We start from the raw sequence: 10,144 nt of genomic DNA on the forward strand, positions 1-10,144 counted from the left end.
CGGCATCCACGTGATGATGGAGTTTGGCTTGCCGATGTTGCAGCGTTGCAGGACCTCCCGCCCGGTGTGGATGCCGTACCGGAGTCATCCAGAAGGTGTCATAGCTAAACGGTCGCTCCTCCTTCACGATCCGGGTGGACAGCGCCACCAGGTCGCGTGTCGTCAAGCCGGGCCAGCCATGCAGGAGGCGACGCCACTCCGCAGGAACGGCAGAGACCCCATAGGCAGCCCCGAGCAAGCCACCGGCGATGGCGGCCACGGTATCTGTGTCCCCACCTCCTCGGACCGCTGTGTCAAGGGCCAGGCGGAGGTGATCGACGCGGAAGACGCCTTTGGCCGGATCATCTTGGGGAACAGGAGTTGTCGTGATCGCCGACCATGCGCCCTGCAGCGCCTCAACAACCCAGCCGTTGTTGGTGAAGTCGGAAGGCTGCGCCGCCTCGGCGACATCGAGCCGTGAGGCCCAGAGATCTCGCCGGTCTATGTCGATGTGCTGCAAGCCTATTCGAACGTCCAGCTCGCCCGCGAGGACGGCGTGGCGGATCGCTAGGCACCACAGCACACAAGCATCCCCAGCCTCCGGGTCGTGGTGCGTCAGCTCGCTTACTGCCCGGGCCGCTTCCACGAGAGCGGCCTCGTCATCGAGGTAGGCCAGCGCTACCGGCGCAGTACGCATCAACGAGCCGTTGCCCGCGGTGCGGCCGGTACTGTTGTGCAGCGCAGCCGATTCGTCCCGTGCCGTGTTCGCCGAGATTCCGCGTCGCCCTGCCCGGCTGAGGACCGAGCGGGTCTGCACGCCTACGTCTTTGGCGTCTTGGGACCATTCGTGCCACCGCCGGGCGAGGTCGTCGAGCGCCTCGTCCTGACGCAGGTCTATTCCAGCGGCGGCGACCTGGGCGATGGCGATAGCCATTGAAGTGTCGTCGGTCCACTCGCCGGGCTCCCAGCCGAAAGCCCCGCCGCCCACCATGGCGACTTCGAGTTCCGGCCCCCGCGGGGGGCCGAACTCATAGGCTGCGCCAAGCGCATCACCTGCGGCGGTGCCGAGCAGAACACCGCAGGCGCGATCAATCTGAGCGGTAGTCAATGTCATAGGCCGAGTCTCCTTTCACCCACTGACAATTCGAGCGGCCCCCGTCGGGGGCCATACAGCATCGCTCGGCCCCGCACGGGGGCCTGACTAGCCTGTCGCTGTCCCCCGCCCCGATGGGGCTGATCAGCCTGTCTTAGGCCCCCGCGGGGGGCCTGACGCCGCCATTCGCTAGCCCCGCCCGGGGGCTAAGCAGCATCGTCGGCGAGGTACCTGTACAGGGTTGCGCGGGAGACGCCAAGGAACTTGGCGATGTCTCGCGCGGTGTGCCCGTCGTCCTGCATCCGCCTGGCCGTGGCGATATGACCCGGGTCCACTACCTTCTTGCGCCGCCCGAATTTGGTGCCGTTGGCGAGGGACATTGCTCGCTTGAGGGCGGTGCGCTCCTTTACTAGCTCGCGCTCATATTCGGCGAGCGAGCCGAGTACCCCAATCATCATGCGACCTGCGGCAGTTGACGAGTCGATGCCGTCGGTGGTGGAGACCAGGGTGACGCCGCGGTCGGTCAGGGCTTTGACGGTCTCCAGGATGTGCAAGGTGTTGCGGCCCAGCCGGTCGAGCTTCCACACCACGACGGTGTCGCCCTCACGGACGTAGTCCAAGAGTGCAGCCAGACCTGGACGGTCATCTCGTGCGCCGGACATGGTGTCAGAGAAGGTCTTGATCACGCCAGCTGCCTCAAGGGCGGCGTTCTGCTGATCCAGCGTCTGGGCGACGGTGCTGACCCGTACATAACCGACGCGCGCTCCACTGCTGGGCGTTGTGGCTGCATGCGGATCTTCATGCTTCATAGAAGGTTCAACGATTTAAGCAGACGCTTTATTCCCGATGCAGGCCCTTCTTTTCCTCGCACCTGGGCGATGCCCAACGTCTGACCAGTCCCTGCCGCCGCCGAAGCCGAGCACACCGACTATGGCATCGCCCTGTTCGCAGGTCAGCTAACGTCCGCCGTGGTTGGCTCTGCAGGCACGGTTTCAATCCCACTAACGAACCTTTATCTGAATGGCTGGCGGGGCTAGCATCGGCCTACCTGCGCAAACCTAGACAGGCAATGGAAAGGGTGTTCCGATGACTACACCGTTAAGTGCCGATGACGGTCAGGGTGTTGGAGGCAAGGGTAATGACGGTGAGGGTAGTGGCGCTGAGGTTGGCGGAGGCGGCGCTGGGGGTGGCGGACCCAAACCTGCGCACAAAGAGCCGCTCCCGAAGTTCGATACGGTTTTCCGCGGCGACACCGACGACAAATCATCTATGCACTATCTCCCCCACGCCAGGAACGAATCGTCGCGAGAGGAACGATGACACTGCGTGCCGAACTGGGACGAGCAAGGCACGCAATACGCCGCATTCATTGAGGCGCAGCTAGCGGCCGAGTACGAGCGGCGGGCATCCGTCAACACGCGAGCAGCATCGACGCTGACCGGATGTGCAGGGCTGGTCACAGTCGTTCTGGCCGTATTCGCTGTTTTGGTGGGCAAAGACTTTGTCTTATCGGGACCTCCGAGAGATTATTTAGCCAAAGCCTTGATTGCGTTATTGGCGGCGGCGCTGCTAGCCGTTCTAGCCGGAATTCCTTGGACGTCATCAGTACCGCCCCTGAAACTTCTGCGCGGTTTTTTAAACGACCCGGACCCCTCTCAGGGACCTTGGGGATGGACAAATGACGAAGTGGACGCGAGAGAGTGGACCGCAAAATGCAATCTACGGACACTCGCTTCTCTGCGTCGGGGCACCAGCCTCAAGTTCGTCCTTCTTATCCTCGCTGGCCTAGCTCAGGTCGTAGCAGTGTGTTACCTCGTGGCGTGCACTCTTGGCGTTGTGGACACCAAACCCGCGCAGGCTTCAAAACCTGCTCCTCCACCGTGTTGCCCTACCTCTTGCAGCCCGTCGGGACCGACATCTACCGCAGAGACACCGCCAGTAACCAATGGTCGTGGGTAGCTGCTGCTTTGACGGTGTCGGGTGGCCGACCTTCGAGGACCTGTGCGCGGCCCAGCGGTAATTGACATTTCGGACCTAAAGAACAGCTAACCCCGACGCGGCGGGCGACGTGGTGCGCAGCTCGGCCAACTCGGCTAGCTCGGCGACTGCCAGCTCAGCGCCGTCACGCAGTCATCGGCCTCATACATACGTTGCAACACATACGTTGCGATGCTCTGCCATTGCCACGTCGGCCCGCAGTCCGGCCCGCCACTGCCGCCACCGAAATACCAGAACGGCATGTGTACCGGCTCGTAGGCGTCGAGCTTGTCCACGTCGAGCCAAAAACGTTGCCGCCGTGGTTGTTGCGGACCCCTGGCGGATTGCTTGGTCATGCTTAGGGCCTGGCCGCTCTAATCCGTTGTCGCCGGTCACGGCGCGCGGCAATTCTCAACCCCGCCTGACTCATAAATGCTGGAATACTGCGGTTGAGACGTCTCTCTCTGAGACGAACTTGCGAGACGGTGCGACCTGGAAAATTTGCGATCCTGATCGAGGATGCCTGCGTGCCTCATTTGTGCTCTATTTCAAGACATCATAAGTACCTTCAGTCCAGCGATAGCTGGAACGGGGGTTACACATGAAAAGCCCTTCCGTTCGATGCAATCGGCTTCGATAAGCCCTGAGCTACCGTGCTCGAACCGCAGTCAGCAGACACGCCGCCCGCTTCCTGGCATCGAAACCGCGGGTTAGGCATGCTCGGCATCGTGTCCTCGGCCGCTACTGCGCTCCCGCCTGGCGGGGAAGCGCGCCCTGTTGGTACTACTAACCAACCATCTAAGCGACGAGGAAAGCAGCGAGATACGGCGAAGTATCGAGAGGCACTTGCCCTTTTACTCCTCGCGGAGATCCTTGCGGTTGTAGGTGTCAAAGTTATGCCCGCCACAACCCCCGAAATCTCGTTTCCTAGCTATCTAGTGGTAGACGCTCCGCTTTCCATTCCCGGTGGAGACAAGGAGAAACCAAACCGGCTGAAGGCTGTTGCTTGGGTCGAGACTCGCGAACATTCGCTGGACGCCATCATCTGGCCCCCCGCATTAGCGCCACTGCCAGAAAATCCTGATCGCAACACCACACGCGTCTTGATAGCGGTCAAGTTTGATCGCGCTGCTGACGTAAATTCGTCAATTACAATGACTTTCGATGTTCCACCTGATACGGAAGTCGTGAGCTGCAAGGTTATTGATCGCGGTCACTGCGAGCGAGAACCCTCTCCATGGTCCGCCGAGCGGGGTCGATCGAAAGAAGTGGTTTCCGCACGAATCGACATGATCAAACCACCAACCGCGACAGTGAAGTTCGACCCGCCACCGGAGGCTAGCGCGATCGTAGTGGCTGATCTCAAGCATGTGAACGGTCTTGCGTACTCGACCAACCGCAAAGGCGCGGTTGTAAGGTTCCCGATCGTAGAACCCACTTTAGGTAGTGAACCGCAACCGGCCCCGGTGGATCCAGTCGAAGTTGTGACTCAGGTGCTTTTCGACGGAGCCGATGAAATCCATTGGACGCAGAACCCGAGGGGCGGTTTGAACGTCGTCCCCGCAGCAGAAGCGCGGTCAGCCTCAGTTGCTTCGGACCCCGTGGACATAGCTGCTTGGGATTACCAATATTCCCGTACCGAAAACATGCCGCCTCCAAACATCATCGGAGCGCGTCAAGCCGTGGCCGAATCGGACACAAATCGTGTGTTTTTAGCGGGCATAGCGCTCGGTGCTGCGAGCGCTGCCGCTATCGGCTCAATCCAAGCATGGTTTGTATGGATCACGTCAGAGGGTGATCTCAATACGCGGAGGCGACCCAGAGTAGCCAGGCAACGCCACCGCAGGCACTGGCCGAAAAGTAGGCAATGGCAGACGACCTGGCACAGAATCGCCTGGGGCGCTAACACCTAGGCGGGCACTTTGCACGGCCCTATCAACCTCCTACACGGGCTGACGATCCTGTTTCTTTTGACCGATGCACCCAATGTTTGGTTCCCTCATACGGCACGACTACTTGGTGCGTTAGTTCCTGGATTCGCAGACACCTATGCCCTTGGTCAGTGCACTTGGGCACAGGGTGGCAAGCGCAGCCCCCACAACGATGCTGGCTTCAGGTAGGCATAGGAGTGGCCGGAATGTTCTTCTGGATGACCGGGTTGCTCAATCAAGGCCTCCGTTGCCCAGGCCGCCAGGGCGTCTATTGCGTGATCGCCGTTAGGTCCGCGAAATGACGACGGACGTGGCTCAGCCACATGCGCTCAATCTTTGCAGCCAAAGTCGGATCGACTTCGTCACCACCGCGTTGCACATACCGCCATTTCTTGTCTGGGCAGCGCCCTTGCCGCGCAAGGTTGTCGGTGGCGGATTGCAGCGCTGTCGTCGGCAGCGGGTCGTCTTCTGGCACAGCCAAATCCCACGCGACGCGAACATAGGGTGTTGCAGTCGGGTTATCAACGTCGAGGCTGTTGTAGTAGTCATCGAAGAAGACTTCGCTGACGACCCGCCCACTTCGGACAATGCCACGACCCAAGTCACCTACCATCAGCAGGTAAACACGGTCACCGATGTCGATGTTGTTGACCCGGTTTCCCGTTGACCAAGCAGCCGTAACGGTTACGGCATCTCTGGCGGGATCGAAGGACCGATGCCAGCTTTCCGCTACCGCGAAGGCATGCGCCGACGCCGAAACACAACTGTCATGCAAAAGACGATCCAGCTCACTACGAGTTGGATTCCACGTCATCAGTATGGTCACGACGATTCTCCGTTCTCTTGAGAAGAGCTTCCGCCGTCTCTGAGCACTATGTAAGGGTCCGTTGTCCACAATTGGAGGGCCCGTTGGTCCCCCCGGCGGCCAGGTCATTGTCTAAGTGCGAACGACGAGCGGATTGATCTTGCCACCGCAGGTTCGATTCGATCCGTCGAACGCTGCGTACTGCTTAGGATGCGCCTCATGCCACTGAACGCGGGCCAGACTTTTGCGGGCTACAGGATTGAGCGCCTGCTGGGTTCTGGCGGAATGGGCGAGGTTTATTTGGCCGAGCATCCACGCCTGCCGCGCCGTGACGCCCTTAAAGTGCTGCGGGCGGACGTATCCTCGGACCCTGATTACCGTGCCCGCTTCAACCGCGAGGCCGATCTAGCGTCAACGCTGTGGCATCCGCACATCGTGAGTGTCCACGACCGCGGTGAATACAACGGCCAGCTATGGATCGCGATGGACTATGTCGAGGGCCTCGACGCCGCCCGCCTTCTCGCCAGCCGTTGCCCAGAGGGAATGCCCCTCGATCAGGTCGTGAAGATCATCACTGCCGTAGCCAGTGCGCTCGACTATGCCCACAAACAGGGCTTGCTGCACCGTGACATCAAACCGGCCAACATCATGCTCACCCATGTCGATCATGACGATGACGAACAGCGGATCCTTTTGGCCGACTTCGGGATTGCACGCAACGTTGATGACATCAGCGGGCTGACCGTCACGAACATGACCGTAGGGACCGTCGCGTATTCCGCACCGGAACAATTGTTGGGCGAAGAAATTGATGGCCGCGCCGACCAATATGCTCTGGCTGCCACCGCGTATCACCTGCTCACGGGATCGCAGCTATTCCCGCACTCCAACCCTGCAGTGGTGATCAGCCACCAGCTGAACACGCCTCCCCCGGCCCTGGCGGACAGTAAGCGCGAACTCGCCGACCTGGACCAGGTTCTATCCGTTGCCTTAGCCAAAGATCCTGGCGACCGATTCCCAAGATGCAGCGACTTCGCCCGTGCGTTAGCCGGACTAGCGCGCATGGATGGCGATCCCCAGCAAGGGGCACCCACCATGCCCGCGCTAGCGCCACGCCAGCCAGCAGATCCCCAACCGTCTTCGCAACACGCAACTCCTGAAACTGTAATCGCACGCGCTTCGCGCCACTTATGGACACTGGCCCTTGCGACTGCAGCGGTGATCGTGCTGGTCGTTGCGATTCTCTTTGTCTGGAGACCCTGGCAGCACCACCCCCCAAGCTCTAGCGCGACTTCGACCTCGTCGGTGCAACCGCCTAATCGGTCCGCCAGCAGTGGCACACCATCGCCTCTACCCACGCCCGCGGTGTTTCCTGCTTCAGCAATCGAAACCTTGCTGTTGTCCCCCGGGCAAGTCAGGACTGTCACCGGTGGTGAGTTCTACGGCATCGCACCTGGTTCCGACATGATCGTCAGCAGTTCGTCATACGGGATGTCGGACAACGCCGGACAGGTCGATCCGCCAACCTGCGTCGGCGTTATCTTCGGGGCCGACCACTCCGTATACAACGGCACCGGGTATCAGGAAATACGCGACCAGACACTCGACCCGAGTTCTTACACGGTCGGCCACCAAGTCGAGCAAACAGTCGTTGTATTCACGACGGCCGAGCAGGCACAAGCGGTACTAGAGTCGCAAACCAAGCAATGGCGCGCCTGCGCAAGCCTCCCCAGTTCTGTTCCAGGAACCGCGGGCCTGCAGGTGGGTCAAAGGCACGGCGAGGGCGGCTATACGTGGACGCTGGCCAACGTGGCGACAACGGACAGCCTTACCACCGTCAAGATGGCCGGGTACGACAACGAAGCTGGGAGCGATCAGGCCTGTCAACAAGCGCTAGGCGCGCGGGACAACGTAGTGGTCAAGATCAAAGCTTGCCAAGAAATACATCTTTCAATGGGCAGCAGCCCAATCTTCACGGACACCTCAGCTGCTGGTGACTACGGGGCGCGGCTCGCAAAGGCCATGCTGGACAAAGTGAAGGTCTAACGACGCTCGCCGCAGCCAGAAGACGAACGCAGCAACAGCAGACAGTCATTGGTCAAACTGATCGAAATCCTCGGCGCCGTAACAATTATCGCGGGGCTCGAAAGCGCTGCGGCCCCTTCCCCTAGCTTGGTTTTCGTCACCGTCCACCTTGCGCAAGATCTCTGGCCACAGCTCCTCCGGGACCGTGGAATGGATGGCGTCCATGATGCGACCCATCTTCACCCACATCTCGACCATGCTGGCGTTACTGGCCCGGGATTCAAGGAGCGCTTGAAGGCGTCCGGCCGCGATCATGCCCGTGTGCACGTTCACCTGAGTATCCGGATCAACAAGGGTCTCATAGCCCTTCGCCATGACGGTCTCGAAGAACGCCATCGGCGTGATCGCGGTCGCGACTCCATTGATGAAGTCGATGCCGTTCTCCTGCGCACGTCGCTCAAGGATTTCTCGGTAGGTGGCCCTGGCGACATTCTGGACGGGAAAGTGCCTCCCGCAGTGATTTCGCACGCTGTCAACGGTCACCCTGTCGCTCGCATCAAGTTTGGCGTTCTCTGCAGCGAGTGCACGCACGATATGGGCATAGCTTGCCCCGACGGCTAAGAGCCCGTTGACTTTTGCACGTACCGCATCATTACGGCACACGCGGCAACGGGGCTCAAGAGGCAAGTGGCCGAAAAGGGCAACCAGCTCAGTCGAATCGACTGTCTCGCTGAGAGTCGAGGAAACCGTCATCGTGCTGCTCCCGGTTGAACTTTTGCCTTGCTGATCGCTCCGTTCAGTGTCTCAGATCGCGATGCTTTCTTGGCGAGTGATTTGCGGTTCTTGCGCGGTATTTCACCGTACTTCGGGACTAGCCGTTAGCGACGCTTGCGCACTGTTTTGATTTCGCTACACCTCTGTAAGCGCTACTGATGACCCCTTGGAGGTCAGCGGTCGCGTCACTCCTCGTCTTCCTCGGGGCCCATATCGAGCGGGTTGCATGGGGGTTCATCGGGGCCACTGGGCCACGCTTCCTCGGAAAGCTCTTCTACCCCAACGCCAGTCGCGACGTTCGGATCGGGACTGTGAACCAGCGTGGCGTACCCCTCGCCCCAGCTAATCGTCGTCGCGACGGGACGGCCATCGGCGTAGCGATCCTGATTCTGGATGAGGCGGCTGCTGGCGGGGTCATGGAACGACATCACCCACACCCGGGTTTCGAGCTGGTCTAGGGCGGCATCGACCATCTTTTGCGTTTCGTCGTCGATGTTGGCGTGATGGATCTTTGCGGTCAGGCGTCTGATGTCCCGTGAGAACAGCGCGTAGGTGAACTTCCTGTGGTCGTCAGCGTTATAGGCGCTCAATTCGTCCTCCATCTACGGCGCTGATCTCATCGGACTGGCGTCGCTGACGAGGATCTGCTGGGTGGTGGGATATTGGCCTTCGAGCGCCCTAGCCAACTCCAGCAGCCAGGTGAACTCCTGGCGCAGAGCGAAGACATGACGGTATCGGCGCAGGTCCTCGTACTCCCCCAGGGCGGGCATGGCGGTGACCACCTCAGCTATGTCGGCGAGGGAATGCCTGTCGTGTCCATGCATGATTCGCAGGGTCTTGGCCCAGTTGTTGCGGAGGAACTCGTCGGGCTCGTGGTTCTGCCAACGGCCATAGGCGTCCACCAGGTCCTGGATCTTCTGCTCGGCCGCCGCATTCGCTAGCGGTCGGTCGTAGCGGACCTTGGCCACGTAGGACCGAGTGGTGCCGCCCTTCATGTAGGACAGCGCGGTGTCGTAGAACCAGCGGATCTGAGCCACCCGGGTCACCTTGCGGTCAGGGTGGTCTTCGGGCAGGAAGGGGAAAGCCCCGCCACAGTCCTCGAACAGCCAGGCGGTCAGCTCCACAAGCTCGTTGAAGTCACGGTGGTCGTGGTACAACAACTTGCTGGCAGCGGTGAAGAACCCCTCCCAGTTCCGCTCTGTCACTCGACGTTTCCGGTGTGGGGTCACCAGCGCGGTGAAGTAATGCGTGTAGGCGAAAGCGTCGGGGAACACCCCCACCTGGAACTCTCCCGTCCGGTAGGACGACACCGGAGGCGTCGGCCAAGTAGGAGCGGAGGAGGCCGGAACCGATTGGCCTTCGGCCGAGCCAGGGACAGTGGTGGGGGTGAGGTAACCCGAGGGGTAGGGACAGTCAGTCCCAGTCTTGTCTTTTGATCTAAGGACAGAAGAACTCTCTTGTTGAGGAGAGGAAGAGCTCTCTGTCTCTGTCTCTGTCTCTGTCTCTGTCTCTGTCTCTGTCTCTGTCTCTGTCTCTGTCTCTGTCTCTGTCTCTGTCTCT

The 10,144-nt window shown here is 60.5% G+C and carries 9 protein-coding genes; 2 read left to right on the plus strand and 7 right to left on the minus strand.

What is annotated here, in order from left to right; all coding sequences use genetic code 11:
• The 3 genes from A5712_RS12850 to A5712_RS12860 all read right to left on the minus strand — a co-directional run.
• Positions 1–1,093 (minus strand): ADP-ribosylglycohydrolase family protein (locus A5712_RS12850; RefSeq protein ID WP_156766540.1); only part of this gene is annotated, 1,093 nt, incomplete at its 3' end.
• Between the two features lie 185 nt (positions 1,094–1,278).
• Positions 1,279–1,881 carry a recombinase family protein gene (locus A5712_RS12855; RefSeq protein ID WP_068105179.1) on the minus strand — a complete coding sequence of 201 codons (603 nt, stop codon included), beginning with the start codon at positions 1,879–1,881 and terminating at the stop codon, positions 1,279–1,281.
• 1,284 nt (positions 1,882–3,165) lie between these two features.
• Entirely contained in the window at positions 3,166–3,405 is a 240-nt protein-coding gene (locus tag A5712_RS12860) for a hypothetical protein (RefSeq protein ID WP_156766541.1), read from the minus strand.
• Between the two features lie 540 nt (positions 3,406–3,945).
• Between A5712_RS12860 and A5712_RS30795 the strand changes: the two genes are divergently transcribed.
• Positions 3,946–4,962 carry a hypothetical protein gene (locus A5712_RS30795; RefSeq protein WP_156766542.1) on the plus strand — a complete coding sequence of 339 codons (1,017 nt, stop codon included), beginning with the start codon at positions 3,946–3,948 and terminating at the stop codon, positions 4,960–4,962.
• A gap of 286 nt (positions 4,963–5,248) precedes the next feature.
• On the opposite strand, the gene A5712_RS30800 is transcribed toward A5712_RS30795, so the two are convergent.
• A complete protein-coding gene (locus A5712_RS30800; RefSeq protein WP_156766543.1) occupies positions 5,249–5,806 on the minus strand; it encodes a hypothetical protein in 558 nt (185 codons plus the stop codon).
• 198 nt (positions 5,807–6,004) lie between these two features.
• Here A5712_RS30800 and A5712_RS31340 point away from each other — a divergent pair, with 198 nt between their 5' ends.
• Positions 6,005–7,831, plus strand: coding sequence for a serine/threonine-protein kinase PknH/PknJ (locus A5712_RS31340; protein WP_068105187.1), 1,827 nt, complete (start codon positions 6,005–6,007; stop codon positions 7,829–7,831).
• 45 nt (positions 7,832–7,876) lie between these two features.
• Here the strand turns inward: A5712_RS31340 and A5712_RS12870 are convergent, their stop codons facing one another.
• The 3 genes from A5712_RS12870 to A5712_RS12880 all read right to left on the minus strand — a co-directional run bounded on the left by A5712_RS12870 (position 7,877) and on the right by A5712_RS12880 (position 9,894).
• The gene (locus A5712_RS12870) at positions 7,877–8,563 is read right to left on the minus strand and encodes a hypothetical protein (protein WP_156766544.1); all 687 of its coding nucleotides are present in this window, start codon (positions 8,561–8,563) and stop codon (positions 7,877–7,879) included.
• Between the two features lie 206 nt (positions 8,564–8,769).
• Positions 8,770–9,186, minus strand: coding sequence for a hypothetical protein (locus tag A5712_RS12875; protein WP_068105184.1), 417 nt, complete (start codon positions 9,184–9,186; stop codon positions 8,770–8,772).
• The gene (locus A5712_RS12880; RefSeq protein WP_068105185.1) at positions 9,187–9,894 is read right to left on the minus strand and encodes a hypothetical protein; all 708 of its coding nucleotides are present in this window, start codon (positions 9,892–9,894) and stop codon (positions 9,187–9,189) included.
• Positions 9,895–10,144 lie beyond the last annotated feature (250 nt).

This window comes from Mycobacterium sp. E2327 (assembly GCF_001672675.1).
Classification (GTDB): Bacteria; Actinomycetota; Actinomycetes; order Mycobacteriales; family Mycobacteriaceae; genus Mycobacterium.

Coding starts and splice junctions, on each gene's coding strand:
- A5712_RS12855 (WP_068105179.1), bottom strand. CDS start 1,881: ATGAAGCATGAAGATCCGCATGCAGCCACAACGCCCAGCAGTGGAGCG.
- A5712_RS12860 (WP_156766541.1), bottom strand. CDS start 3,405: ATGACCAAGCAATCCGCCAGGGGTCCGCAACAACCACGGCGGCAACGT.
- A5712_RS30795 (WP_156766542.1), top strand. CDS start 3,946: ATGCCCGCCACAACCCCCGAAATCTCGTTTCCTAGCTATCTAGTGGTA.
- A5712_RS31340 (WP_068105187.1), top strand. CDS start 6,005: ATGCCACTGAACGCGGGCCAGACTTTTGCGGGCTACAGGATTGAGCGC.
- A5712_RS12870 (WP_156766544.1), bottom strand. CDS start 8,563: ATGACGGTTTCCTCGACTCTCAGCGAGACAGTCGATTCGACTGAGCTG.
- A5712_RS12875 (WP_068105184.1), bottom strand. CDS start 9,186: ATGGAGGACGAATTGAGCGCCTATAACGCTGACGACCACAGGAAGTTC.